The sequence below is a fragment of the Stenotrophomonas sp. SKA14 genome (genome assembly GCF_000158575.1).
Classification (GTDB): domain Bacteria; phylum Pseudomonadota; class Gammaproteobacteria; order Xanthomonadales; family Xanthomonadaceae; genus Stenotrophomonas; species Stenotrophomonas forensis.
The window spans coordinates 1272232-1297972 of sequence record NZ_DS999412.1; the positions used below are offsets into that span (position 1 = coordinate 1272232).

At 66.4% G+C, this 25741-nt stretch carries 20 protein-coding genes and 1 riboswitch; of the genes, 11 read left to right on the forward strand and 9 right to left on the reverse strand.

Annotated elements, in window-relative coordinates; all coding sequences use genetic code 11:
* Positions 1-28 precede the first annotated feature (28 nt).
* The 6 genes from SSKA14_RS05875 to ilvC form a co-directional block, all read right to left on the reverse strand.
* Positions 29-808, reverse strand: coding sequence for a class I SAM-dependent methyltransferase (locus SSKA14_RS05875; protein ID WP_008266082.1), 780 nt, complete (start codon positions 806-808; stop codon positions 29-31).
* A 10-nt stretch (positions 809-818) separates the two neighbouring features.
* Positions 819-2405 carry a 2-isopropylmalate synthase gene (locus tag SSKA14_RS05880; protein WP_008268260.1) on the reverse strand — a complete coding sequence of 529 codons (1587 nt, stop codon included), beginning with the start codon at positions 2403-2405 and terminating at the stop codon, positions 819-821.
* The gene (locus SSKA14_RS05885; RefSeq protein ID WP_008267685.1) at positions 2402-3505 is read right to left on the reverse strand and encodes a threonine dehydratase; all 1104 of its coding nucleotides are present in this window, start codon (positions 3503-3505) and stop codon (positions 2402-2404) included. The genes SSKA14_RS05880 and SSKA14_RS05885 overlap by 4 nt, the downstream gene beginning before the upstream one ends.
* A gap of 96 nt (positions 3506-3601) precedes the next feature.
* Positions 3602-3853, reverse strand: coding sequence for an ACT domain-containing protein (locus SSKA14_RS05890; protein WP_040007127.1), 252 nt, complete (start codon positions 3851-3853; stop codon positions 3602-3604).
* Positions 3837-5573 (reverse strand): acetolactate synthase 2 catalytic subunit, encoded by a 1737-nt coding sequence (gene ilvG, locus SSKA14_RS05895; protein ID WP_008265308.1) that lies wholly within the window; start codon positions 5571-5573, stop codon positions 3837-3839. The genes SSKA14_RS05890 and ilvG overlap by 17 nt, the downstream gene beginning before the upstream one ends.
* Before the next feature lie 39 nt (positions 5574-5612).
* Positions 5613-6587 carry a ketol-acid reductoisomerase gene (gene ilvC / locus SSKA14_RS05900; protein ID WP_008265163.1) on the reverse strand — a complete coding sequence of 325 codons (975 nt, stop codon included), beginning with the start codon at positions 6585-6587 and terminating at the stop codon, positions 5613-5615.
* Positions 6588-7274: 687 nt separating this feature from the next.
* Here ilvC and ggt point away from each other — a divergent pair.
* Complete coding sequence (ggt, locus tag SSKA14_RS05905) at positions 7275-8993, forward strand: gamma-glutamyltransferase (protein WP_008266572.1); 1719 nt, start codon at positions 7275-7277, stop codon at positions 8991-8993.
* Between the two features lie 553 nt (positions 8994-9546).
* Here ggt and SSKA14_RS05910 read toward each other — a convergent pair.
* A complete protein-coding gene (locus tag SSKA14_RS05910; protein ID WP_008267394.1) occupies positions 9547-11124 on the reverse strand; it encodes a BCCT family transporter in 1578 nt (525 codons plus the stop codon).
* 246 nt (positions 11125-11370) lie between these two features.
* A riboswitch (TPP riboswitch) is annotated at positions 11371-11472 on the forward strand.
* Positions 11473-11554: 82 nt separating this feature from the next.
* Here SSKA14_RS05910 and thiC point away from each other — a divergent pair.
* The 6 genes from thiC to SSKA14_RS05940 all read left to right on the forward strand — a co-directional run bounded on the left by thiC (position 11555) and on the right by SSKA14_RS05940 (position 21055).
* Entirely contained in the window at positions 11555-13399 is a 1845-nt protein-coding gene (gene thiC / locus SSKA14_RS05915; protein WP_008267989.1) for a phosphomethylpyrimidine synthase ThiC, read from the forward strand.
* 94 nt (positions 13400-13493) lie between these two features.
* Positions 13494-14165 (forward strand): ion channel, encoded by a 672-nt coding sequence (locus tag SSKA14_RS05920; protein ID WP_050413344.1) that lies wholly within the window; start codon positions 13494-13496, stop codon positions 14163-14165.
* Positions 14166-14424: 259 nt separating this feature from the next.
* Positions 14425-16752: a winged helix-turn-helix domain-containing protein gene (locus SSKA14_RS05925; RefSeq protein WP_008268593.1), complete on the forward strand. Its 2328-nt coding sequence runs from the start codon at positions 14425-14427 to the stop codon at positions 16750-16752.
* Positions 16753-16867: 115 nt separating this feature from the next.
* Complete coding sequence (locus SSKA14_RS05930; protein ID WP_006467828.1) at positions 16868-17767, forward strand: helix-turn-helix transcriptional regulator; 900 nt, start codon at positions 16868-16870, stop codon at positions 17765-17767.
* A 49-nt stretch (positions 17768-17816) separates the two neighbouring features.
* A complete protein-coding gene (locus tag SSKA14_RS05935; protein ID WP_040007131.1) occupies positions 17817-20675 on the forward strand; it encodes a TonB-dependent receptor in 2859 nt (952 codons plus the stop codon).
* 170 nt (positions 20676-20845) lie between these two features.
* Positions 20846-21055, forward strand: coding sequence for a hypothetical protein (locus tag SSKA14_RS05940; protein WP_010483987.1), 210 nt, complete (start codon positions 20846-20848; stop codon positions 21053-21055).
* A 60-nt stretch (positions 21056-21115) separates the two neighbouring features.
* Here the strand turns inward: SSKA14_RS05940 and SSKA14_RS05945 are convergent, their stop codons facing one another.
* Entirely contained in the window at positions 21116-22237 is a 1122-nt protein-coding gene (locus SSKA14_RS05945; protein WP_008265431.1) for an HDOD domain-containing protein, read from the reverse strand.
* 151 nt (positions 22238-22388) lie between these two features.
* On the reverse strand, positions 22389-22925 hold the full coding sequence (gene ppa, locus SSKA14_RS05950) for an inorganic diphosphatase (protein ID WP_005410935.1): 537 nt from the start codon (positions 22923-22925) through the stop codon (positions 22389-22391).
* A 184-nt stretch (positions 22926-23109) separates the two neighbouring features.
* Here ppa and SSKA14_RS05955 point away from each other — a divergent pair, with 184 nt between their 5' ends.
* The 4 genes from SSKA14_RS05955 to SSKA14_RS05970 all read left to right on the forward strand — a co-directional run bounded on the left by SSKA14_RS05955 (position 23110) and on the right by SSKA14_RS05970 (position 25700).
* The gene (locus SSKA14_RS05955) at positions 23110-23601 is read left to right on the forward strand and encodes a hypothetical protein (RefSeq protein WP_008266529.1); all 492 of its coding nucleotides are present in this window, start codon (positions 23110-23112) and stop codon (positions 23599-23601) included.
* On the forward strand, positions 23601-24077 hold the full coding sequence (locus SSKA14_RS05960) for a hypothetical protein (RefSeq protein ID WP_008268367.1): 477 nt from the start codon (positions 23601-23603) through the stop codon (positions 24075-24077). Before SSKA14_RS05955 ends, SSKA14_RS05960 begins: the two co-directional genes overlap by 1 nt.
* 85 nt (positions 24078-24162) lie before the next feature.
* Positions 24163-24663 (forward strand): RNA polymerase sigma factor, encoded by a 501-nt coding sequence (locus SSKA14_RS05965; protein WP_040009402.1) that lies wholly within the window; start codon positions 24163-24165, stop codon positions 24661-24663.
* A 104-nt stretch (positions 24664-24767) separates the two neighbouring features.
* Positions 24768-25700 (forward strand): FecR domain-containing protein, encoded by a 933-nt coding sequence (locus SSKA14_RS05970; protein ID WP_008266419.1) that lies wholly within the window; start codon positions 24768-24770, stop codon positions 25698-25700.
* Positions 25701-25741 lie beyond the last annotated feature (41 nt).

The following is a 25741-nucleotide window of genomic DNA, read 5'->3' on the forward strand; positions in this document are numbered from 1 at the left end:
CATCGGGAAAGATAACGAACGGATCATGTCAGCGGCGACGGGCGAGTACCCGCAGCCGCACGTAGTCGGCCAACGGCTGGCCGGCGGCGTTGCGCGGCAGATCGGCCAGCAGTGCGGTGGCGGCCTCGCGCACGGTGGCGCGGGCCTCGGCGGGCAGATCGTCCAGCAGCGGTGCAGCGAATACCCGCAACCAGCCGGCGATACCGGTTGGCAGCGCAGTCGGGCGCGGCGTGCACTCGATCAGCTGCACCTGGAAGCCATGCTGGCGCAGGCGGTCGGCGTAGGCGTCGGCACTGGGGAAGTACCACTGGAAGGCGCTGTCACCGTGGCCATGGGCCACGCGCGCCGCCTGCACCGCCGCGATGATCGTGGCGACGTTGCCATGGCCACCGAACTCGGCGACGAAGCGGCCACCGGGGCGCAGCGCGCGGCGCACGCCTTCCAGAACGCGGTCCGGGGTGCCCATCCAATGCAGTGCCGCGTTGCTGAACACCGCATCGAACTCAGCGTTGAAGGTCAGCGCGTGGCCATCCATCACCTGCGCATCGACACCGCGCGCACGGGCCGCGATCACCAGTTCCGGCGACGCGTCCACGCCGTGGATGCGTGCGCCGCTCAGGGCCAGTTCGGTGCTGAGCACGCCATCGCCACAGCCCAGGTCGAGGATGCGTTCACCGGCGCGCGGGTCGAGCAGGCGCGATACTGCGCCGCCGAGCAACGGCACGAAGCCGGCGTCGATCGCATAGTCCTGGGCGTTCCACTGCTGGCCAGCGGCGCTGGCCGGGGTGGGGGTGTCGAAGGCGCTCATGGCGGGTTCCTCAGGCGGTGGCGGGGGTGGGAATGTCGGTGCTGCTGTGGGCGGCGGCCTGGCGCTGGCGCAGCAGGCGGTTGGCAACATCCAGCCAGGCCAGCGCGGAGGCTTCGATGATGTCCTTGCTGGTGCCGGTGCCGTCGTACTCCACGCCCTCGTGGCGCACGCTCAGGTTGGCCTCGCCGCGCGCATCGGCGCCGATGCCGACGCTGTGCACGTGGTAGCTGTCCAGCATCAGCTGCACGCCGGTGGCGGCCGACAGTGCGCCGAACAAGGCATCGACCGGGCCGTCGCCCTGCGCGGTCTCGGCCACGCGGTTGCCGTCCGGATCGGACAGTTCGACCAGCGCGTTGGCGCGGCTGCCGACATCGCTGATGGTCATCGAGGCCAGGCGGTAGCCCTGTGCATTGGAGCCGCCCTGCATCAGCGTCTGCAGGTCGGCATCGGTAACCACGCGCTGCTGTTCGCACAGGCCTTTGAACTGCTCGAACACCAGCTTCAGTTCGTCTTCGTCCAGCCAGAAGCCCAGCGCACGCAGGCGCGCCTCGACGGCGGCGCGGCCACTGTGGCGGCCCAGCACCATCTGCGAGTCTTCCCAGCCCACATCTTCCGGGCGCATGATTTCGTAGGTGCCACGGTGGCGCAGCATGCCGTGCTGGTGGATGCCCGATTCGTGTGCGAAGGCATTGGCACCGACGATGGCCTTGTTGCGCTGAACCGGCATGCCGACCAGCCGCTGCAACAGCTGCGAAGTGCCGACGATGCGCGGGGTGTTGATCGCGCTGTCCTGCTCGTAGAAGGCCTGGCGCACCTTCAGCACCATCGCGATCTCTTCCAGCGAGCAGTTGCCGGCGCGCTCGCCGATGCCATTGATGGTGCATTCGACCTGGCGCGCGCCACCCTCGATGGCGGCCAGCGAGTTGGCCACGGCCAGGCCCAGGTCGTTGTGGCAGTGCGCGCTGAAGATCACGTTGGCGGCATTGGGAACGTCGGCGACGCCGGCGATGACCTGCTGGAACATCGCGCGGATCTCTTCCGGCGTGGTGAAGCCGACGGTGTCGGGCAGGTTGATGGTGGTGGCGCCGGCGGCGATGGCCACGCGCGAGACTTCGATCAGGTAATCCAGCTCGGTGCGGGTGGCATCCTCGGCCGAGAATTCGACATCGTCGATGTACGAGCGTGCCAGTGATACGTGCTTGCGTACCGACTCCAATACCTGCTCGCGGGTCATGCGCAGCTTGTGCTCGCGGTGCAGCGGGCTGGTCGACAGGAACACGTGCAGGCGCGGGTTGGCAGCCGCTTCCAGTGCGCGTGCCGAGGTTTCGATGTCGGCCTGCAGGCAGCGCGACAGCACCGCCAGGCTCAGGCTCGGGCGGCGCAGTTCGCGGCCGATCAGGGACATCGCCTCACGGTCGGACTGCGAGCTGGCCGGGAAGCCGGTCTCGATGATGTCCACGCCCAGTTCGTCCAGCGCACGCGCCATCACCAGCTTCTGCGGCGGGCTCATGCTGCAGCCGGGGGACTGCTCGCCGTCACGCAGGGTGGTGTCGAAGATGCGGATGCGCGGGGTGGTAATTCGTTCAATGGTGGTCACAGGGAAATCTCCTCGACAGCGGGTGCGACGGCTTGCAGGTGGGAAGGGGAAGAGGCAGGAGATGCGGGGGCGCTGGCCTTGCTGGGGGAGCGCGGTGGTGTGCGGTTGATTTCACTGCGCCGTCGCCGTGGCTTGCGCGGCGGGCGCGGACGGATGTCGGTGAGCAGGCCGGCCAGGACACCGGCATCGATGTTGCCGCCGGAGACCACCGCGCACTTGCGGCGGCCGGCGACGCGGCGGCCGGCGGCCAGTGCCAGCGCACCGGCGCCCTCGGCGATGATGTGTTCTTCCAGCGCCAGCCGGACCAGGGTTTCGCGCAGTTCGGCTTCGCGCACGATCACCACGTCGTCCAGCAGCGAGGTGCACAGCCGGCGGGTCAGGAAGCCGGGAATCTTCACCCGAACGCCATCGGCCAGCGAGGCCACGGGGGCGATCTCGCGCACGTCGCCACGGATCGCGCGCGCCATCGAATCGACGCCTTCAACCTGTGCGCCCACCACGCGCACGCCCTGCGATTTCAGTGCCAGCGCAACGCCGGAGGCCAGGCCGCCACCGCCGATCGGCACGATCACCACATCCGGTGCGTGTGCGGCCAGTTCGATGCCGACCGTGCCCTGGCCGGCGATCACGTCGGCATCGTCGAACGCGGACAGGAAGCGGTAGCCGTGGCGCTGCGCCAGTTCGACCGCAAAGGCATAGGCCTCGTCGTAGCTGTTGCCATGCTGGCGCACGGTGGCGCCCCAGTGGGCGACGCCGGCGATCTTGGTTGCCGGAGCGCCGTGCGGCATCACGGTGATGGCGGGCACGTCCAGGCGGTAGGCGGCCCACGCCACGCCCTGGGCGTGGTTGCCGGCCGAGGCGCAGATCACCGGCCGGGTGTCGCCGCGCTCGCGGCCGGCCAGCAGCGCGTTCAATGCGCCGCGTACCTTGTAGGAACCGGTGCGCTGCAGGTTCTCCAGCTTCAGCCAGGTACCGAAGCGCTCTGCATGGTGCAGCGGCGTGGGTGGCAGGAAGCGGCGCAGGCGGGCCTGCGCGGCCAGTACGTCGGCGACGCTTACGTCGCCGACATCGCTTTCCTGGCTGGCATCAGCGGCCGGCATGGGCCACCAGCGGGGTGCGGTCGACCGCCGCCTGCGGGCACGGGCGGCGAAGAAGACGCCTCCGTACCGGCACCGTGGTCGCTACGGTACGGGTGTTCATACGGATGCTCCTTCCACGGCGGTGATCTGCACGGACACGCAGTCGTAGATCTTCTCGATCTGCCGGCACAGCGTTTCCGCCGGGCGCTGGCCATCCACCACCAGTTGCAGGTGCCAGCGGCCATCGTCGGCCGCCACCGGCGCGCCGCTGATCGCACGCGGCGCGAAGCCACGGCGTTCGGCCATGCCGATCACGCGCAGCAGCGCGCCTTCGGCCGGGTGCAGCACCAGGTCAAGCCGGTATTGCATTGGGGGTCTCCTGGCGGGCGTGGGCGGGATTGCTTTCCAGCATGGTGCTGTTGGCGGTGTTCGGCGGCACCAGCGGCCACACGTTGGCGCGTGCATCGATGGCCACGTGCAGCAGGGCCGGGCCCGGCTCGGCCAGCAGCGCGGCCAGCCCGCCTTCGACGTCATCACGTGCATCGATGCGGGTCGCGGCGATGCCGAACACCTGCGCCAGCGCCACGAAGTCCGGGTTGTCGGACAGGTCGATCTCGCTGTAGCGCTCGGCGAAGAACAGCTCCTGCCACTGCCGCACCATGCCCAGCGAACTGTTGTCCAGCAGCACGATCTTCACCGGCAGCCGGCAACGCGCGATGGTCGCCAGCTCCTGCACGTTCATCATGAAGCTGCCGTCGCCGGACACCAGTACCACCGTGCGCTCGGGGCAGGCGAACTGCGCACCCATCGCTGCCGGCAGGCCGAAGCCCATGGTGCCCAGCGCGCCACTGGTGAGGTGGTTGCGCGGGTGGTTGAAGCGGCAATGCTGCGCCACCCACATCTGGTGCTGGCCGACATCGCAGGCGATCACCGCATCGGCCGGTGCCAGCTCGCTCAGGCGCTTCAGCAGGGCCGGGGCGTAGATGTGCTGGCCCGGTGCGTCATAGCGCGCGGCGAATCGATCACGATGCTGCGCACAGCGCCTGCGCCATGCGTCCTGGTGAGCCTTGGGGGAGGGGAAGGCCGCACGCAGGGCGCGGATGGCATGGCGGACATTGCCGGGTACAGCGACGTCGGCACTGCGCAGCTTGGAGATCTCGTAGGCGTCGGCATCGATGTGGACGACGCGGGCGAACGGCGCGAACTCGGCCAGCTTGCCGGTGGCACGGTCATCGAAACGTGCCCCCAGCACCAGCAGCAGATCGCTTTCCTGCACCGCCATGTTGGCCGCGCGGGTGCCGTGCATGCCCAGCATGCCCAGCGACTGCGGATGGCTGGCCGGCAGGGCGCCCAGCCCGCGCAGCGTCATCACGGTGGGGATGGCGCTGGCTTCGACGAAGTCACGCAGGTCCTGCACCGCATCGCCGAGCGCGATGCCGCCGCCGGCGTAGACCACCGGCTTCTCGGCCGCTGCCAGCGCGGCGATGGCCTCGGCGATGGCAGCCTCGGCCGGGGCCGGCGGCGGCTCGACGCTGCTCGGCACGTGCGCCGGCAGATGGCTGGCATCGGCCAGCTGCACGTCCTTGGGCAGGTCGATCAGCACCGGGCCAGGCCGGCCCTCGCGGGCGATACGGAACGCATCGGTGACCACGCGCGGCAGGTCGTCAACACTGCGCACCAGCCAGCTGTGCTTGACGATCGGCATTGTCAGGCCGAACACATCCAGCTCCTGGAAGGCGTCGGTACCCAGCAGCGGCGTGGCGACCTGGCCGGTGATGCAGACCATCGGCACCGAATCCAGCATTGCATCGGCGATGCCGGTAACCAGGTTCGAGGCGCCTGGCCCGGAGGTGGCCACGCAGACGCCGACCTGGCCGCTGGCGCGGGCGAAGCCATTGGCGGCCAGCGCAGCGCCCTGCTCATGGCGTACCAGGATGTGCTTCAGCGACGAATCCACCAGCGCGTCGTAGAACGGCATGATGGTGCCGCCGGGATAGCCGAACAGCGTGCGGACGCCCTCGGCCTCCAGCGCCTGGGTCAGCCAGCGCGCGCCGTTGGGCGGCGCGCTGCGATGTGTGGAAGAGTTCATGGGGGAACCTTGCAAAGCGGGTGGGGGAGGGCCGCGCGGTTACGCGGCCTGTCCTTGCAACCAGACCATCTTGGCGCGCAGTTCCTTGCCCACCTTTTCGATCGGGTGCTCCAGGTCGGCCTGCTTGAACTTGTTGTAGTTCGGCAGGCCCGCTTCGTACTCGGCCACCCAGTTCTTGGTGAAGGTGCCGTCCTGGATATCCTTCAGCACTTCCTTCATGCGCGCCTTGGTGCCGGCGTCGATCACGCGCGGGCCGCTGACGTAGTCGCCGTACTGCGCGGTCTCGGAAATGAATTCCAGCATGCGCGAGATGCCGCCTTCGTAGAACAGGTCGACGATCAGCTTCAGTTCGTGCAGCACTTCGTAGTAGGCGATCTCCGGCTGGTAACCGGCTTCGACCAGGGTCTCGAAACCGGCCTGCACCAGCGCCGAGGCACCGCCGCACAGCACCGCCTGCTCGCCGAACAGATCGGTTTCGGTTTCCTCCTTGAAGGTGGTCTGGATCAGGTTGGCGCGGGCGCCGCCCAGGCCACCGGCATAGGCCAGTGCGTAGTCGGCGGCCTTGCCGCTCTTGTCCTGGTAGACCGCCCAGATGCACGGCACGCCGCGGCCGATTTCATACTCGCGGCGCACCAGCGCGCCCGGGCCCTTCGGCGCGACCAGCACCACGTCCAGATCCTCGCGCGGCTTGATCATGTCGAAGTGAACGTTCAGGCCATGCGCGAACAACAGAACCGCGCCCTGTTTCATGTTCGGCGCCAGCACGTCGTCATAGAGTTTCTTCTGCACCATGTCCGGGGTCAGCACGGCGACCAGGTCGGCGTCCTTCACCGCTTCGGCCGGTGCTTTCACGGTGAAACCGTCGGCCTGTGCCTTGACCTCGGTCGGGCCGCCCGGACGCAGGCCTACCACCACGTCGAAGCCGGATTCGCGCAGGTTCAGTGCGTGGGCGCGGCCCTGGCTGCCGTAGCCGATGACGGCGATCTTGGTCTGGGGCAGGTCGTTGGTGCTCATGGGGGAGGTTCCTTGCGGTGGGAAGAAAAAAGAACGGCCGGTCGTCGAGGTGACGTGCCGGCCGGTCAGGGGAAAGCGGTGGAGGTGGTGCCGCGCATCGCACAGGCACAGCCACCACGAGGCGTCGTGGTGGTGCGGGTCCTGGTTTTGAAGGTGGCGTTGTTCATGGTGGTTGCGTCTGAAACCAGGTCCTGAAATGAAAAAACCCGCACCGGGGCGGGTGCGGGTTTTTGATGAGTTCCGGTGTGTTTGTTGCTTACACGCTGGCTCGTCCCGCACCTGTGGGTTGGGTAATAAGTACGAGCACAAGAATCGAACGCAGCGATGCGGCGCCAGTGTCGGCGGCTTCGATGTGGGTTCGCGGTGGTGTGTTGTGATGCAACATGTGATCGAGAGAAACACAGCCGTTTTGGCGATGTCAACCCTCGCGACAGAATTTTTTTCGGTTTCCGCTGCATCCAGCGCAATCGCTTGTGGCACAACGATGGTTGCCGCTGAAAGTGTTTCGGTGAACCCGAATTCACTCTTTTCGTTGAGGTTTTTGCGCGGATTCCGGGTTGTATACGCCGTGGGGGGCGCATCTTGGTCTGCACCCACCGAAAGACCATCGCCCATGACCTCTGCCCGATACCGCGTGAAGGCCGCAGCGGCGAAGATCGGGGACCACCCTTCCATCGGAACCCGACCGTGTCCCGACGTCTTGCTCGTTCCCTGCTGGCCGCCGCCGTGCTGGCCGCCGTGCCCGCACTGTCCTCTGGCGCCGACCGCATCACCGGCCACACCTTCGCCACCCGTTCGGAAGTGATCGCGCCCCACGCCATGGCGGCCACCTCGCAGCCGCTGGCCACCCAGATCGCACTCGATGTGATGAAGGGCGGTGGCTCGGCGGTGGACGCGGCAATCGCCGCCAACGCTGCACTCGGCCTGATGGAGCCCACCGGCAACGGCATCGGCGGAGACCTGTTCGCCATCGTCTGGGACCCGAAGACGCAGAAGCTGTACGGCTACAACGGTTCGGGCCGCTCGCCGAAGTCACTGACCCTGGCCGAGTTCCAGCGCCGTGGCCTGAAGGACATCCCGGCCACCGGCCCCCTGCCGGTCTCCGTGCCCGGCGCAGTCGACGGCTGGTTCGCGCTGCACGACCGCTTTGGCCGCAAGCCGATGGCCGACAACCTGGCCCCAGCCATCCGCTACGCCCGCGCGGGCCATCCGGTGGCCGAAGTGATCGCCTACTACTGGGATCGCTCGGTACCCAAGTTGTCGCAGTATCCGGGCTTCAAGGAGCAGTTCACGATCAACGGCCAGGCCCCGCGCAAGGGCGAGATGTGGAAGAACCCGAACCTGGCCAGCACCCTGCAGAAGATCGCCGATGGCGGGCGCGACGCCTTCTACAAGGGCGATATCGCCCGCACCATCGGCGACTACTTCAAGGCCAATGGTGGCTACCTGAGCTACCAGGACATGGCCGACCACCATGGGGAGTGGGTCGAGCCGGTCAGCAGCAACTACCGCGGCTACGACGTATGGGAACTGCCGCCGAACAGCCAGGGCATCGCCGCACTGCAGATCCTCAACGTGCTGGAGGGCTACGATTTCTCGAAGATTCCGTTCGGATCACCGGAGCACGTGCACCTGTTCGTGGAAGCGAAGAAGCTGGCCTTTGCCGACCGTGCGCGCTTCTATGCCGACATGGCGTTCCAGCCGGCGCCGGTGCAGAAGTTGATTTCCAAGGAGTACGCCGCGCAGCGACGTGCGCTGATTTCGATGGACAAGGCGCTGAAGGAAGTGCAGCCCGGCACGCCGAAGCAGCTGGAAGAGGGCGACACCATCTACATGACCGTGGCCGACGCCGACGGCATGATGGTGTCGCTGATCCAGTCCAACTACCGCGGCATGGGCAGCGGCATGGCGCCGCCGGGGCTGGGCTTCATCCTGCAGGATCGCGGCGAGATGTTCGTCCTGCAGAAGAACCATCCCAACGGCTACGCGCCGGGCAAGCGCCCGTTCCAGACCATCATCCCGGCCTTCATCACCAAGGGCGGCAAGCCGTATGCCAGCTTCGGCGTCATGGGCGGCGCGATGCAGCCGCAGGGCCACGCGCAGATCGTGATGAACCTGGTGGACTTCGGCATGAACCTGCAGGAAGCCGGTGATGCGCCGCGCATCCAGCACGAGGGCTCGACCGAACCCACCGGGCAGGCCACGGCGATGACCGATGGCGGTGAGGTCAACCTGGAAACCGGATTCCCGTATGAGACGGTGCGTGCGCTGATGCGCAAGGGGCATCGCATTGTGTTCGCCGACGGCCCGTATGGCGGGTACCAGGCCATCATGCGTGATCCGGACACCGGGGTTTACTACGGTGCGTCGGAGAGCCGCAAGGATGGGCAGGCGGCGGGGTACTGAGGTTTCCCGGCCAACGGGCTGAGCCCCCTCTGCGGTGATGGTTCGTGGAAGCGGAATCATGTGATTGGGCCGGGCGGGTGGGCTGGTCGGGGGACGCCGTGAATCCGTCCCTGGAGGCTTGGCAGCCGCATCCATGCGGCTGACACCCCCGCCCAGCCCACCTGCCCGGCCACGGACAGTTTCCGTGGCCATCACCGCAGGAAAAGAAAAAAGAAGAGCAAGAGCAACAGCAACAGCCGCGCGCTTTGGGTTGGGGTCGGATCCGTTTTCCGCAGGAAAACGGATCCGACCCCTTCTTGTTTTCCGATACACCTCATCCACGCATGGCGTGGAAAACCAACCGTCACACGGAAACTGTCGGGGGTGGGGCGGTGTGGGTGTGCAGGACCGTTGGCGCCATGGATGGCGCCATCGAGCCCCCAGGGACGGGTTTATGGCGTGTCCTGCCCACCCACACCGCCCCGCCAAACCAGCAGTAATCCAGAGCCGCTTTTGAATTTGACCTGGGCCGTTGCTTGAAAAAAGCGGTGCAGCCGCAGGCTGCAAAACACCCTCAATCCGAATCCTGCGCGCGTGCCGCCTCCGCCTGCGTCTCTTCCTGCGCCGCCATCTCGCGCGCGATCCACGCATCGATCATGTGTCGCTGGCGCTGCGCCTGCCGCCGCTCGCGCGTGTACTCCTGGTCCAGCACCCGGTACAGCGACACCATCACCAGCACCATCAGCAGCGCGAATGGCAACGCTGCGATCGTGATCATGCCCTGCAGCGCATCCAGGCCGCCCGCCAGCAGCAGCGCCGCTGCGATCAATGCCACCGCGATGCCCCAGGCCAGCTTGCGCTTCAGCGGCGGATCGCCCGCTTCGTCAGTGGACATGCTGGCCAGCACCAGCACCGCCGAATCGGCCGATGTCACGAAGAAGATCATCAGCAGCACCAGCGCGATGCAGGAAAGCAGCAAGGGCAGCGGCATGCTGTCAAACAGGGTGAACAGTACCGTTTCATAGCCGTTGCCCAGCGCCTGCACCAGATCGGCGTGGCCGAAGATCTGCGCCCACAGCGCAGTGCCACCAAACACGGCGAACCAGAAGAAGCCCAGCACCGTCGGTGCCAGCACCACGCCGATGACGAACTCGCGGACACTGCGCCCGCGCGAGATGCGCGCGATGAACGAGCCGACGAACGGAGCCCAGGAAATCCACCACGCCCAGTAGAAGATGGTCCAGTCCGCCACCCACGTGCTGCCCGAGAACGGCGACATGCGCAGGCTCATGGTCACCAGCTGGTTGAGGTACGAGCCCAGGGTGGTGGTGAACGTATCGAAGATGAATCCGGTCGGGCCCAGCACCAGCACGGTGGCGGCCAGCAGCGCGGCCAGCGCAAGGTTGAAGTTGGACAACCACTTCACCCCGCGCTCCACGCCACTGGCGGTGGACGCCATGTACAGCACGAACGCGATGGCGATGATGGTCAGTTGCAGGGGCACGCCCGCATGCAGGCCGAACACGCGCTCCATGCCCGCGGCGATCTGGATGGTGCCGAACCCCAGTGTGGTGGCCACGCCAATCGCGGTGGCAACGACTGCTGCAATGTTGACCACACGCCCGATCCAGCCGCGATGGTGGCGGCCGATGATCGGTTGCAGCATGTCGCTGACCAGGCCGCGGCCGTTGCGGTTGAACTGGAACCAGGCCATCGCCAGGCCGATCAACGCGTAGATCGCCCAAGGATGCAGGCCCCAATGGAAGAACGCATAGCGCATCGAAGCCCGCGCCGCGTCCATGCTCTGCGGTGCCAGGCCTTCCGGCGGCTTGGTGAAGTGGGAAATCGGCTCGGCGGCACCCCAGAACACCAGGCCGATGCCCATGCCCGCGGCGAACAGCATCGACATCCAGCTGGCGCGCGAGAACTCCGGTTCGGCATCTTCACCGCCGATACGCAGGTTGCCGAAGCGACCGAAGGCCAGGTACATCAAGAAGGTCAGCGCCAGGAACACGACCAGAAGATAGAGCCAGCCGACACTGCGGATGACATCGGCGAGTACCGATTGGACAACGGTATTGAACGGGCCGGGCGCGAAGCCGGCCAGCAGCACCAGGACGAGCACCAGTGCGATGGAAATGCGAAACACCATGAAGGAGCTTCTCCGATCAAGGGATTGAGGGGAGCGAGCAGAGCTTGCAGCGAGGGGCCGGCGGCGTGCAGTGCGAACCGGGCAGGGGCCGCGTCGGCGGCGAAGGAAGCATCGGTCGCTGGAATGCGACGGACGTGCACGTTACTGAACGCGATGTCACGGTTCTGTTAATACAGAAACAACGGATCCACGCGATGCGCGGCTGCAACGGCCATGAGCTGCAGTGTTTTCTATGCTCTAATGCGCAGCAAGAAGCGGGGGTACCGCGGCCTTGTGGCCACGGTTGAGACAGTCCCTTGGAACCTGATCCGGCTCATACCGGCGTAGGGAAGCTTTGCAATGCAGCCGTGCCCGGACTCCGCCCAAGGACCGTCCGTGCGCGGCGGCAGTGCGCCGCCGCTTCGTCCCTGACCTTCCTGGACGATGCCCGATGAACGCACAGCTCTCCGCCCTGCAGCAACAGGCCCAGCAACTCTCCGAATCCGTGACCCGGCCCATTCCCGGCTCGCGCAAGATCCACGTGTCCGGCTCGCGCCCGGGCCTGCAGGTGCCGATGCGCGAGATCGCGCTGACCCGCACGCCGACGCTGTTCGGTGGCGAAGAGAATGCACCGGTCACGGTCTACGACACGTCGGGCCCGTATACCGATCCGGAAGTGCGCATCGATCTGTCCGCTGGCTTGCCAGCGCTGCGTCGCGGCTGGGTGGAAGAGCGCGGCGACACCGAGCAGCTCGAAAGCCTGAGTTCTTCCTTCGGCCGCGATCGCGAGCATGACCCGAAGCTCGATGCGGTGCGCTTCCCCGCACGCAGCCTGCCGCGCCGTGCACGTGCCGGCGCCAACGTCACCCAGATGCATTACGCACGCCGCGGCATCATCACGCCGGAAATGGAATTCGTCGCCATCCGCGAGAACCAGCGGCTGGATGCGATCCGCGATGCAGGCCTGCTGCAGCAGCACCCCGGCGAGGCGTTCGGTGCGTCGATCCAGAAGATCATCACGCCGGAATTCGTGCGCGACGAGATCGCCCGCGGTCGTGCGGTGCTGCCCAACAACATCAACCATCCGGAAAGCGAGCCGATGATCATCGGCCGCAACTTCCTCACCAAGATCAACGCCAACATCGGCAACAGCGCTGTGTCCTCCGGTATCGCCGAGGAAGTGGAGAAGCTGGTGTGGGCGATCCGCTGGGGCGGCGATACGGTGATGGACCTGTCCACCGGCAAGCACATCCACGAAACCCGCGAGTGGATCATCCGCAATTCGCCGGTGGCGATCGGCACCGTGCCGATCTACCAGGCCCTGGAGAAAGTCGACGGCCGCGCCGAGGCGCTCACCTGGGAGATCTTCCGCGATACGTTGATCGAACAGGCCGAGCAGGGGGTGGACTACTTCACCATCCATGCCGGCGTGCTGCTGCGCTATGTGCCGCTCACCGCCAAGCGGGTGACCGGCATCGTCAGCCGTGGCGGTTCGATCATGGCCAAGTGGTGCCTGGCGCATCACAGGGAGAACTTCCTTTACACGCATTTCGAAGAGATCTGCGAGATCATGAAGGCCTACGACGTGACCTTCTCGCTGGGCGACGGCCTGCGCCCGGGCTGCATCGCCGATGCCAACGATGCAGCGCAGTTCGGCGAACTGGAAACGCTGGGCGAGCTGACGAAGATTGCCTGGAAGCACGACGTGCAGACCATGATCGAAGGCCCCGGCCACGTGCCGATGCAGCTGATCAAGGAGAACATGGACAAGCAGCTGCGCGAGTGCGGCGAAGCGCCGTTCTACACGCTGGGGCCACTGACCACCGACATCGCACCCGGCTACGACCACATCACCAGTGCGATCGGCGCGGCGATGATCGGCTGGTTCGGCACGGCGATGCTCTGCTACGTGACGCCGAAGGAGCACCTGGGCCTGCCCAACCGCCAGGACGTACGCGACGGCATCATGGCCTACCGCATCGCCGCGCATGCGGCCGACCTGGCCAAGGGCCACCCAGGTGCGCAGGTGCGCGACAACGCGCTGAGCAAGGCGCGCTTCGAATTCCGCTGGGAGGATCAGTTCCACCTTGGCCTGGATCCGGAGAAGGCCAAGGAGTTCCATGATGAGACCCTGCCGAAGGACGCGCACAAGCTGGCCCACTTCTGTTCGATGTGCGGTCCGCACTTCTGCTCGATGAAGATCACCCAGGACGTGCGCGACTACGCCGAGGCCGGCATGAAGGAGAAGTCGGAGCAATTCCGCGCCGCCGGTGCCGAGGTGTACCGCCAGGGGTGATGCGCGAGGGGGCGTGCCGGCCAGCAGCCGGCACGACCGCTCATCACGCCGTGTCCAGCTATCCTCCGCCCATCGCCCCGGGGGAAAGGACGCCATGCCTGTTGCCATGACCACCCGCTGGCTGGCCATTGCCCGCCGCCATCCCTCGGCCTGGCTGCTCGGTGCACAACTGCTGGCGGTGCTGCTGTATCCCGCGCTGGATGACACCGCCGCCGGCCGCGCGGCGCTGGGCATGTTCGGGATGGCGGTGCTTGGCCTTGCCCTGTGGGTGGTGCAGCGCAGCCCGCTGGGCACCTGGCTGGCGCTGCTGCTGGCGATCCCCTCGGTGGTGTTCTCGCTGGCCGGCGCCCTGCTGGACCGCAGCGCGCTGCTGACCACGGCGCAGCTGCTGGAGAGCCTGCTGTACTTCTACACGGCCGGTGCGCTGATCGCCTACATGCTGCAGGACCATAAAGTCACCCGCGATGAGTTGTTTGCCGCCGGTGCGACCTTCACCCTGCTGGCCTGGGCGTTCGCGTTTGCGTTCGCGGTGTGCCAACAGTGGTACCCGGGCAGTTTCCAGGGCACGGGCGGGGGGCCGCAGCGCAGCTGGATGGAATTGCTTTATCTGAGCTTCAGCTTGTTGTCCGGGGTCGGATTGAGCGATGTGGTGCCGCTGCATCCGCAGGCGCGGGCATTGGTCATGCTCGAACAGTTCGCAGGCGTCATGTATGTCGCGCTGGTGGTCTCGCGACTGGTCGGATTGACGATGCTTCGGCGCATGTGAAAATGAACGCCAGATAAAAATTTCGCGCCCGCTAGGGCGCGAATGATGATGCAGATTATGTGAATGCGTCGGCGAGAGAGAGCCTGAGTGTCGACCCCGTCATAGGCGGGGTAACCGGCTTAGGCTAATATCGGTCCGCGTAATTGTTTTTGCGGTATGCGCCGATGCTTTGTGCGGAATCTGGCTTTTTGTTGTCCCTGCATGGGGACGGTATCGCTGGTGAAACCTGCCCAGGCCCGTCCCTACTGTATATCGGAAAATGAACAGCAGCGAAACCCAGCCGCCCGAGGCCGACCGCATCCAGGTTGGCGAATGCGTCGTCACTTTGTCCTCGCGAGAGGTCGAAGTTGCGGGTGCGCGTCGTCCACGCCGGCTGACACCGAAGGCGCTGGGTGTGCTGCGCGTGCTGCTGCGCCAGCCCGGCCGGGTGGTCACCCGCGAGGAGCTGTTTGCCGAAGTGTGGCCTGACACGCTGCCGACCAACGACGTGTTGACCCAGGCGGTCACGCAGCTGCGCAAGGCGTTTGCCAACGATGACGACAACGGCCAGGCCTATATCGAGACCATCGCCAAGAGCGGCTACCGCCTGCTGGTACCGGTCCAGGTGCTGGAAGCGCCCGAGCCTGCGGTGGAGATCGGCGAGATTGCCGATCCGCCGCTGACGCTGGCAGGCGCCGCGGGCGTGGTTCCTGTCGGCATCCCGTTGCCGGCACCGGGCCTGCGCCGGACCTGGCGCCAGGTCCGGCGCAAGGTACTGCTGGCGGCAGGCTTGTTGATGCTGGCGGCGGTGATCGTGCTGACGATGCTGTTGCTGCGGCGGCCCTCGGTGGCGAGCTCACCGGTGGATGCGGCTGTCGAGAACGGTGTCCGCGTGATCGGCAGCCCGCAGCGGCCCTACCGGCTGATTACCGCGACCAGTGGTTTTGAGACCTATCCAACCCTCTCCCCCGATGGTTCCCAGGTCGCCTACGAAGGTGCCAACGAGGACGGCAAGGGCGGCGGAGCGATCAAGGTGCAGACCTCGGGCAATGCGCCCGCGCGCCAGTTGCTCGCTCCCCCGGTGGGCGCCAGCGATCGTTTTCCCAGCTGGTCGCCGGATGGCCGCGAGATCGCATTTGCACGGTTCAGTGCCGAAGGCGGCTGCCAGGTACTGATTGCCAGCGCTACCGGCGGCGCGCTGCGCCAGGCAACGCGCTGTGACGGCACCGAACTGCTCAGTTTCGACTGGACCCCGGACGGCCGTGGGCTGGTATTCGGCAGCATGGTTGGGCGCTATGCGCACCGCGGCATCCGCGTGCTCGACCTGGCCAGTGGTCAGTGGAATGCCGTGGATTACAGCGTCGATGCGGACGACTTCGACTATGCGCCGCGCTACTCGCCGGACGGCAAGTGGCTGGTGTTCGTGCGCAATCCGCAGATGGGCGACCTGTGGCGGATGCCGGCCAGTGGCGGCGTCCCGGAGCAGCTGACCAACGAAGCGGCCGAGCAGCGGGGGTGGGCGTGGGTCGATGATGGCCGCACCATTGTGTTCGGGCGGCGTGTCGACAGCGAAGTGCGCCTGTACTACCTCGATGTTGAACGCCGCACGCTGCGTGATGCCGGTCTGGACGATGCGCAGTGGCCTGCGGTGTCGCGGCATGGCGGGGTGCTGGCGTTCGTTCACCGCCGTGCCCAGTTCGGTGTATTCAAGGTGCCGACCGATGGCGGCAGCGCGCAGCGCCTGTTCGCTTCCAGTGGCCGCGATGGCCAACCGATGGCGGCGCCCGATGGCCGGCAGCTGGTTTTCACCTCCGATCGTTCCGGCAGTTTCGCCCTGTGGTGGGCCGACATGCAGCGGCCGGACTCGTTGCGGCCGATCGAGGGCCTGCGGCCAGAGGGGCGGCAGGCACCGGACTGGTCCGCCGACAGCCGCCACCTGCTGGTGGTGGGGCGAGATGAACACGGGCGCACGGTGATCTACGAGATCTCACCGCGAGATGAGCGCCTGCAGGCGTTGCCGGTGCCAGCGGAGCAGCCGCTGCAGGCCCTGTACGGTGCAACCGAGGACCAGCTGCTGGTGGTTGAACGCGATGCGGACCAGCGCACCCGGTTGAGCCTGTTCGATCGCAGTACCCAGCCCTGGCGCCGGCTGGCCAGCATCGACGGGGTATCGCAGGCCCGTTTCGATCGTGGCAGCGGGCGGGTGCTGTTCACGCGCCTGGCGGCTGGCGGGCTGTGGTCGGTCGATCCGGCGCTGTCGTCGGCCAGCGTGCGCCAGATCAGCGAGGACAGGCCGAGCCGCTGGCGCTATCGCACCTGGACCGTCGCCGGCAGTGGCGCTATCGGCTACCTGGGAACTTCTACCCGGTGTGGTACGACCCTGATCCGCATCGAGGCCGGTGTCGAGGCCCCGGAGCGTTGCCTGGATGCGCTACGGCTCAGCGCGGGTAACGGGATCAGCGCCAGCGCCGATGGTCGTGATCTGTACGTGGCCCTGGCCGTGAGCGATGGTGCCGACATCGGCGTCATGCAGCTGCCTCAGCCGGCACCGACGTTGTTCCCGGCGTTCTCCAGGTTTTTGATTTTCAAGAAGAATTTCTCTTCGTAATTTTTTCGTGCCGTTCTCGCCACGAATTCGTGGCGATCTCGGCAGACTTTCCTGACGCGCTGCCGCCTGATTGGGCAAAACGGAGACCTGTACTAGGCAAATCCGTGGTGCCCACATGCGTCAACTCTCACTGGCCGATCGCGGCCAAACCGTCTCTCTCGACAAGTCCCTCGATGAAGGCACGCCCACCTGCCTCGGCGTCGCCCGGCTGGGCAGCCTGCAGACGGCGGGAAGCAGCTTCACGGTGTGGATGCAGGTGCGTGGGAGTTCCTGGGTCGAAGCCAAGGAAGGGCGCTTCCGGCTGCGCCAGGGCGAGTGGATCGCATTCGAGAAGGAGTCCCGGCCGCTGGTGCAGGCGGGCCGCAACGGGTTGTGCGTGGGCCTGAACCTGAACGTGGAAGCGCTGCGGGTACTGACCGAGATGGCCGACTGTGGCCTGTATGCCGGTCGCGGCCGCTTGAGCCGCAGCGACGCCCGGGTGGGCCTGCGGTTGTGGCGCGATGCGCTGGCCAGTGGCCAGCCGGCCCATGCACTGAGGCCGCTGCTGCTGCATCTGGCGAGCCTGCAGCGGGGCCTGGCCGAGAACGTGCAGCGCTGCCCGGGGCGCTCGCGCAGCCGCAAGCGGCAGGTGTTCGGGCGCATGCAGCGCGCAAGGCTGTACCTGGAGGGCAACAGCCATCGCGTGGTGCGCATCGGTGAGTTGGCCGAACTGACCAACTTCTCCAGCTGGTATCTCTCCAAGACCTTCCAGAGCCTCTACGAAGAGAGTCCTCAGTCGCTTTCGGCACGGTTGCGCCTGGAACGGGCCGCCGATCTGCTGCGTGACACCGACATGATGGTGGGTGAGGTCGCCGCAGCCAGCGGATTCGACAACTGCTGCAGCTTCGCCCGCGCCTTCCGCGCCCGCTACGGCCAATCGGCATCGCGCTTCCGCGAAAACGGCGGGGTTCTGCCGCCACATTCTGCAAAGTCTCTGGTTGGGTCGCGCAAATACAGCGTCGCAACGCAATCGTAACGTGCTGGGGTGTTTTAACACGCTGCTAACACGTACCTTGGAGAGATTGATGAACGTTTGTAATCCCGCAGTGCGGCTCGGCCTGCTGCCCGCCGGCATCGCGCTGGCGCTGGCGCCGGCCTTTGCTTCCGCCCAGGAAGCGAAGGCCACGACCGACCTGGACCGCATTTCGGTCACCGGCTCGCGCATCCGCCAGGCGAGCATGGAAACCGCGCAGCCCGTGATCGCGCTGCAGCGCGCCGACATCGAGAAGCAGGGCTTCACCAGCGTCGGCGACATCGTGCAGAACCTGTCGGCGACCGGTTCGCCGGCCATCAGCCGTGCCGACGCCCTGACCTCGGGCGAAGAAGTGGGCGGCCAGTACGTCGACCTGCGCGGCCTGGGCCCGGAGCGCACCCTGGTGCTGCTGGACGGCAAGCGCATGGGCGTCAGCACCGGCGGCTACACCGACCTGGCTGCCATCCCGACCTCGGTGGTCGAGCGCATTGAAGTGCTGACCGACGGCGCCTCGGCGATCTACGGCTCCGACGCCATCGCCGGCGTGATCAACATCATCACCCGCAAGAACTTCGACGGCCTGGAAGCCAGCGTCTACGGCGGCCAGTACGGCCAGGGCGACGGCGAGAAGCAGGTCTACAACTTCGTCTACGGCCAGACCGGTGAGCGCGGTTCGATCACCTTCGGTGCCGAGTACAGCAAGGAAGATCCGGTCTGGGCGAAGGATCGTTCCTTCAGCCGCTACCCGAACGGTCGCTTCCACCCGAACCCGACCGATACGGATGCCAACGGCTGGTCGCCGGCGTCCAACCACGGCGTGCTGATCGACAGCAACGACAACTGGTACACCCGCGCCAACAATGGCACGGGCAACACCATGGCGGACTTCCGCGAGTTCGGCCCGGCTGACTACACCAATGCCAGCCAGGAAATGTGGCTGCAGAACAAGCTGACCCGTCGTTCGGTGTTCGCCAATGGCAACTACGACCTGACCGACAACATCCGCGCCACCGCGAACGTGCTGTACACCAAGCGTACGGCCACCCAGCAGATCGCCGGCTACCCGTACCAGTCCGAGGTCTATGAGACCCCGCTGTCGGGCAACAGCATCTACAACCCGCTGGGCACGGATGCGAACTTCATCCGTCGTACCTCGGAAATGCCGCGCCAGACCGAGTCGGAGCAGGAAACCTTCCGCTTCTCGGCCGGCCTGGAAGGTTCGTTCGAGTTCGGTGACAAGTTCTGGGACTGGGACGTGGGCTACGTCTACAACCAGAACAAGGGCGTGAAGACCGGCACCGGCAACCTGTTCATCCCGAACGTGCAGAATGCCGTCGGCCCGTCCTTCATGGACGGCGACGTTGCCCGTTGCGGCACCCCGGGCCACGTCATCGCCGGCTGCACCCCGTGGAACCCGCTGGCACCGTACGGCTCCACCGGCAACGGCTCGCTGGCCGATCCGGCCCTGCAGGCTTACCTGTTCCTGCCGAGCCACGATACCTACACCAACACCACCAAGGCCTACAGCGCCAACATCGGTGGCTCGCTGTTCTCGCTGCCGGCCGGTGAGCTGGCCATCGCGGCCGGTTACGAGCACCGCGAAGAAAGCGGCGAGTACAACCCGGATGCGCTGCTGCAGTCGGGCCTGAGCACCGACCTGGCCGGCAAGCCGACCAAGGGCAGCTACAAGCTCGACGAGTTCTACGTCGAACTGAACGTGCCGGTGCTGGCCGACATGCCGTTCGCCAAGGAGCTGTCGCTCGACATGGCCGGCCGCTACTCGGACTACAACACCTTCGGTGACACCATCAACAGCAAGTTCGGCCTGAAGTGGAAGCCGATCGACGACCTGCTGGTGCGTGCGACCTACTCGACCGGCTTCCGCGCCCCGAGCATCTCCAACATGTACGGTGGCACGTCGCAGACCTTCGACGCCTACACCGATCCGTGCGACAGCAGCTTCGGCTCGGCGGCGCGCAACCCGTCGGTGGCCGCAGCCTGCCAGGCGGGCGGCGTTCCGGCCAACTTCCGCCAGATCACCTCCGGCGGTGCGCAGTCGACCGGCCCGGGCACCCAGTCCTACAGCGCCTTCGAGTCGGGTTCCAACCCGGAACTGAAGCCGGAAACCTCCAAGACCTGGACTGCCGGCCTGGTGTACAGCCCGAACTTCGTGCAGGGCCTGGACGTCAGCCTCGACTGGTGGAAGATCCGCATCAACAACGTGATCGCCGCCGAGTCGGTGACCTCGATCCTCAACCAGTGCTACGTGCTGGGCGTGGCGTCGGCGTGTGAGCGTTTCGAACGCGGCACCGATGGCCGTGCTGTCAACCAGGTGGTCGACGTCACCCGCACCCTGATCAACGGTGGCTACCAGGAAACCGCAGGTTACGACCTGGGCGTCAAGTACCGCCTGCCGGAGTTCTCCTTCGGCAAGTTCGTCATCGACTGGAAGACCACCTACGTCGATTACCTCGAGTACAAGCGTGACAACGAAGCCGAAACCCCGGTCGAGCAGCACACCAGCTGGGCGACCGGCGATTGGGGTGCCAACTTCCGCGTCCGTTCGAACCTCAATGTCGACTGGACCCTGGGCAACCTGGGCGTGAACTGGGGCGTGCGTTACTACTCGGGCATGAAGGAGCCGTGCTCCTACGATACCGAGTGCAACCTGCCTGACTTCAACTCGGCCTACACCCTGGGCCAGCCGACCCGCAAGGTCGGTTCGAACACCTTCCACGACGTGCAGGTGCGTTACAACCTGCCGTGGCAGGCCACTGTCTCGCTCGGTGCCAACAACGTGTTCAACCACGAAGGCCCGGTCATGTACAGCCAGCCGAATTCGAGCTTCTCCTACTACGGTGGCTTCGATATCGGTCGCTTCTACTACATGAAGTACACCCAGCGCTTCTGATCGATCGAAGCGCGACAGCAGCAAGGGGAGGGCGGGCCGCAAGGCCCGCCCTCTTTTTTTGTAGGGGAATTCCGAAACATGTTGGAAGGTGAGCGAAGTCACGTTCCTGCAGTGTCGTAATCAACACAGTTGACGGGTCCACTTGCGGACACTTGCACATGGAGAGAGCGATGAAGAGCACGCTGTTGCACAAACTGTCTGCTGCTGCACTGATCTATGCAACATTGGTGGGTGCGGTGTTCGCCCAGACCGGTGGCGTCTGTGGGGGCGGGCTGTACTGCGAGGAGCTTCGCCAGGAATGCCTGGCTGCGGGCAAGTCGAAGGTGCTGTGCGATCTGCAATATCGTCACTGCGTGCAGGATGCCTGCGGCGCGCGCTGATGCAGGAAAGGGCGCGCCGTCAGGCGCGCCCCTTGAGTTTCGCTGGATGCAGTGGTGGGCTCAGACGTCGCTGGGAACCAGCCCCATCAACGCATTGGCATGCTCGCGCCATTGCGGCAGCTTGTTGAGCACGCCCGCGCGCTGCAGGTAGTCCTCGTCCACCGGATCGCCGTTGACCAGGGCCAATGCCACGTGCACCGCACCGGTCACCCAGAAGCTGCGTGTATTGGCGCGCTGTGGCTGCAGGTGGAAGGCCACTGCTTCGATGATCGGCATCGGCAGGCCCCACAGGCCCAGCAGGTAGGCGCCTGCCTCGGCGTGACCGGGACGCGTATCTCCCGCCAGCGACGGCTCGGAACGTTCGTTGCGCACACCGGGCAGCAGCAGGCCGATGTCGGCCAGCAGCGCGGCGGTCGCGCCCAGTTCGGCGCTGGATTCGGGCAGCAGGCGTGCGGCCAGCCGTGAGGCGAGCAGGGCGCGCTGCTGCAGCGAATTGCGTTCGGCGGTCGATAGCGTCGGCGCCGAAAACACTTCGCTGGCCAGCACCAGGTCGCGCAGCGTGGCCAGGCCCAGCCGGGTCACCGCGGTGCGCAGATCGGAGATCGTGCGGCCCTGGCTGAAGAACGCCGAGTTCGACAACTGCAGTACCTTGGCAGCGATGGCCGGATCGGCGGCGACCAGCTTGGCGACGTCAGCGCTGTCGGCATCGTCGTCGTGCTCCAGCGCCTGGGTCAGGCTCAGGTACAGGTGCGGCGGCGACGGCAGCTTCTCGATGCGGCCGATGGCATCGCGCAGGCGCGGGCTGTCCAGCACCTCGCGCAGCTCTTCCAGGCTGGTCAGCGCCTCCAGCAGCACTTCCGGTGCCAGCGGCAACGGCAGGAAGCGATGGGCAACGCCGATCAGGCGCGCCGGTGGCGGCCGGTTGCCATGCAGGGCATCCACCAGCGCGATGCGGATGGTTTCCGGGCGCAGGGTCCGGATCTGGCCCAGCAGCGTGGTGGCATTGAGGTCCGGCAGCTGCGGGCAGACGATCACCGCATCCACGCCCTGCGTGGCGACCGCGGTCATCGCAGCCTGGCCATCGGAGGCGGTCAACGGTTGCCAGTCTTCCCCAAGATCGGCAATGAATTCGGTCAGCTCGGCCGGCAGGCTGGCTGCATCCCCAACAAGCAGAATACGCACGACACATTCCCCTGGCTGTCTCGACGATGGATGTCGACGACGTGTGAAGTGACGCAATTTACCTAATACGACAGCAACAGTGATGTGCCGTCGTCGTGAAACGTGACCCGCATCGCTCCGGCAGGGCATGCCGGAGCGATCCGGTTCAGGCTCAGGCCTTGCTGTCGAGGTGGCGCTGGTGCGCTTCGATCAGGATCTGCTTGGCCTCGGCGGCGCCGCCCCAGCCGTCGAGCTTGACCCACTTGCCCTTTTCCAGGTCCTTGTAGTGCTCGAAGAAGTGGCCGATGCGCTCCAGCCAGTGGCTGGACACCTGGGCGATGTCTTCAACGTGGGCGTAGCCGCTGAAGATCTTCGAGACCGGCACGGCCAGGATCTTCTCGTCGCTGCCTGCCTCGTCGCTCATCTTCAGCACGCCGACCGGACGGCAGCGCACCACCGAGCCCGGCACCAGCGGCAGCGGCAGCACCACCAGCACGTCGGCCGGGTCGCCATCGCCGCACAGGGTGCTCGGCACGTAGCCGTAGTTGCACGGGTAGCGCATCGGGGTGGACAGGATGCGGTCGACGAAGATCGCGCCGGTCTCCTTGTCCACTTCGTACTTCACCGGCTCCGAGTCCTTCGGGATCTCGATGATGACGTTGATTTCTTCCGGCGGGTTCTTGCCGGGCGAGACGAGTTCCAGACCCATGGTGTGCTCCAGGTGGGGGTGTAGACGGATAGCTGACCATTTTATGCCTTTGCCGGGCGCTGTGCAGGGGAGGGCGCCCCACGGCACGACGCGGGGCGGTCCTACGCTGTGCCCGGGGGTTGGCTGATGGGGAACGAAGCGCGGGCGGCGCAGGCTGGACCTCCATTTCCAAGGAGTGCTGCTCATGTCCTGGTACGCCCGATTCACTGCCGTCGCGCTGCTGCTGGTGTCCCTGCCAGTGGCGGCCCGAGGCCTGCATGTCGATCTGATCGACTATCCGCGGCCTGAGGCCAACTGGGAGCGCGCCTACGGGCTGGAGGCGGCGCTGGCGGGGGAGTTCGACGCACGCTGCGCTGATACCTGGTGCGAAGGCGGGTACAGCAACTATCGGGTGATGGAGTTCCGTTGTGCCGTGCTGGCCCACCTCGGCACGGTGCAGCGCTGCGCCTGGGTCATCGCCGCCAGTGAGCTGACGGTACAGTCGGACAGTGGAGAGATACGCGTCGACAACGGTCGTTGGACCTGTCCGGTGGAGCTGCATCCGGGCATACCGGTCGACGCTTTCCATGCCTCGCTGGACGCACCGGGTGGCTTGGCGGGCCCCCTGCCGGGGCTCGATCACGGCCTGTTCGATGTGCTGCCCGACTGCATCCGGAATGCGCGGAGGGTCGGCTGATGGGCGGGTTTGCGGCACCGTGGCTGGCCTGCGGGCTGTTGATGGCGGCGGCCGCGCAGGCCGCCCCGCTCTACGTGGATGCCCGTGACTACCCCGCGCCGGGCGCCGGGCACGCGCGTTTCCTGGCCGCCGAGCGGCAGCTGGTGCGCGGCTTTGACGACGTGTGTGGCGATACCTTCTGCGAAGGGGAGTATTACAACCTCAGGGCGATGCGCCTGCGCTGCTCGGTACAACAGTCCACCGGCGTGGTCGGCAGCTGTATCTGGACCTTCGCAGGCAGCTCTACCCGCGTGCACCCGATCGGCCGGATCGACGCGGATCATGGCACCTACACCTGCGTACTGCCCTTGGCAGAGGGCACCCGCCTGGAGGAGCTGCTGGCCGTGTGGGAAACCGGAAACGGCTACGACGCCCTGTATGCAACGTTGCCGGGCACCCGGACCCACGTCTACGAGGGGCTGACCGAGTGCATGTGACCCCGTGAAGGATGCAAACGTGACTGATTCGCATTAACGGAGTAGCATGCGCGGCGCCTTCCTGTCCGTGATACCGGTTCCGCGCATGTCCTCCAATGCCGCCACCCTCACCGAACTGCTGATCCGCGAGCGGTCGGCGCTGCTGCGCCGCGTTCAACGCATCCTGGGGGGCGACAACGGCGCCGAGGACGTGATCCAGGCGGTCTGGTTCAAGGCGCGCGGGGTCGATGACAACCAGTCCATCGACAACCCCCGCGCCTACCTGTACCGGCTGGCGGCCAATCTGGCCACCGATCATGGCCGCGAGTCGACGCGCCGCAACCGCCTGCTGGCCGACCACTACCTGTGGGGCCCGGACGAGGTGATCTCGACCGAGGAGCAGGCCATGGCGCAGGACGAACTGCAGCGCGTGCTGGATGCGGCAGGCCACCTGCCGGAGCCGACGCGAACGATCTTCCGTCTCAATCGCCTGCAGGGCCTGACCCAGGCCGAGATCGCGCGCCGCCTCGGCGTGTCGGTCACCACCGTCGAGAACCATGTACGCACCGCGCTGCAACGCCTGGCCTGGGCGCGCAGCGGTCGATGACCGTCCGATCTTGGGGTTGCCCTTCGCTGGAACGTCTTGATCACTGGACCGTGGATGCGGTCTAGTTCCCCTGCCCGCGCTTGAATGCGCCTGTCCGCCAGCCGATGAGCCCGCCGAACACGCTGCCCGCCGCCAATGACGATGCCCTGGCCGAACAGGCCCGGGGCTGGATCGCGTGGCTGGCGTCGGGCGACGTCGGTGAGGCGCGGATGCACGAGTTCGAGCGCTGGCTGGCCCAGCCGGAGCACCGCCGGGCCTTCGAACACGAGCGCGCGCTGTGGCGCAGCATCGGGCCGCGTCCGCAGGCCGCGCCGGTGGAGCAGCGTCGGCCGCGGCGACTGCGCTGGGCGATGGCTGCTGCGGCGGCACTGGCGATGCTGGTGGCCTGGCCGGAAGCCTGGCTGCGCCTGCAGGCCGATCATCGCAGCACGCACGTGGTGCAGAACGTGCAACTGCCCGATGGCAGCCGCGTAGTGCTGGATGCGGACAGCGCGATCGCCGTGCGCTTCGACGCGCATGCGCGCCAGGTCGAGCTGCTGCGTGGACGCGCCTGGTTCGACGTCACGCCAGACGCAGAGCGGCGTTTCAGCGTGCGTGCGGGCAATGGCGTGGTCGAGGACATCTCGACCGCGTTCACGGTCGCGCGTGGCGATGACCAGGTGGAAACCCAGGTTGGGCAGGGCAGGGTACGGGTGGCCAGCCCTGCCGACGGTGGCTGGACCTACCTGCAGGTGGGCCAGCGCGCGGTCTACGGTGAGCGCAGCGGTGTGACGCGCCTGGACGACGTAGCTGCGGACAGCGTCGGAGCCTGGCGCCAGGGTGAACTGCTGCTGGAGCAGGCCAGTGTCGCCGACGCCGTGCAATGGGTGGGACGCTATCGTGCCGGGCCGACCTTCGTGCGCGGTGATCTTTCGCGGCTGCCGGCAGTAAGTGCAGCCTTGCGCATCGATCGCCCGGAACAGGCACTGGATGCGCTGGCCGCGACGGCCGGTTTGAAGGTCACCCGTCTTCCCTTCGGCGTTGCCATCGTCCAGTAGATCCACGTCATGCGTGGATGCCTTCATCCGTCATCTTCCGC